This is a genomic window from Burkholderia sp. E168m23 (assembly GCF_016586125.1).
Classification (GTDB): Bacteria; Pseudomonadota; Gammaproteobacteria; order Burkholderiales; family Burkholderiaceae; genus Burkholderia; species Burkholderia orbicola.
This window is the reverse complement of record NZ_BCPP01001405.1, coordinates 1-1,233: the sequence shown is the minus strand read 5'-3', so window position 1 is coordinate 1,233 and position 1,233 is coordinate 1. Positions and strand designations below refer to the sequence as shown.

2 protein-coding genes are annotated in these 1,233 nt (G+C 68.6%); both read left to right on the top strand.

Annotated elements, in window-relative coordinates; genetic code table 11:
- The coding region (locus JMF90_RS37685; RefSeq protein ID WP_201326405.1) for a hypothetical protein at window positions 1–306 on the top strand (306 nt) is incomplete at its 5' end.
- Window positions 307–672: 366 nt separating this feature from the next.
- The coding region (locus JMF90_RS37680) for a porin (protein WP_201326404.1) at window positions 673–1,233 on the top strand (561 nt) is incomplete at its 3' end.

The following is a 1,233-nucleotide window of genomic DNA, read 5'->3' as shown; positions in this document are numbered from 1 at the left end:
CATGTGCTGCGCGACTACCCGCATGTCCGCTACCAGCCGCTCGACTTCCACTATCTGTGCCAGCAAAGCCTGTCGGCACTGGACGACCCGTTGCTGGCCGACCTGACATGTGACATGCAGTACGGTTGGCGCGGCGCGCACTGGGCTGCTCTGCTGATCGCGTTGTCGGGCAACGCGCGTTATCTGCCGCACCTCGACGCGGCCAGGCGCCATCGCGGCGTCGAATGGACCGCCGGGCTGGCCAAAGCCGCATCGGCGCCCGATGCGCAATCGTCGGCTTGCCGATGCTGCCGGTCGATCGTGTAGTTGCGCCATCAACTGGCCGCGTTGCCGCGCGTCGTCGTCCGGCTGAGACCGTGGCACTCGCCGGAAGCGCTCGAAGCGAGAGCGAATGCCGTGCGCGCCGCCTATCGAAGCGGCGGCGCCAACGCGGCGCTGCCGCTCGCCCGCCGCTAGACGTTCGGCACACCACCGTCGCGCGATGGCGCGCCGAACCGTACGCCCCGCCCCGCCCCCTCCCGACCGCCTCCCAGCCATCGACACCCCCGCGATTCCGACCGATTCCGCAGAGGACCTTTCCTGTGCAACGCCTTAATCGACCGCCGCACGATCTCCAATAATGGCCGCTCGACCCATCGGCCGCGAGGCCGGACCAACAACAACAAAACGCCTATGCATTCCTGCCAAACGAACCAGCATGCCGGCGCACGCGTCGCGGGGACCGTCATTGCCGCCTGCCTGAGCAGCTTCGTGCCGGATGTCGCGCATGCCCAGAGCAGCGTGACGCTGTACGGCCTGATCGACACGTCGATCACCTACTCGACCAACCAGCGCACGCGCGGTGCCGGCTCGCCCGGCGGCGGCAGCGTCGCGATGACGAGCGGCGCACTGAACGCGTCGCGCTGGGGGCTGCGCGGCCGCGAGGATCTCGGCGGCGGAATGGCCGCGGTCTTCGCGCTCGAAAACGGCTTCTCGGGCACCACCGGCAAGCTGTCGCAGAAAGGCGTCGACCTGTTCGGCCGCCAGGCGTGGGTCGGCGTGAGTTCGCAGACGGCCGGCACGCTGTCCTTCGGACGCCAGTACGACCTGATCCTCGATTACGTGACGCCGCTCGGCGCGTCCGGCCCCGGCTGGGGCGGCAATCTCGCGGTCCACCCGTACGACAACGACGATTCGAACCGCAACCTGCGCATCAACAATGCCGTGAAGTACGCGAGCCCGACGGTTCGCGGG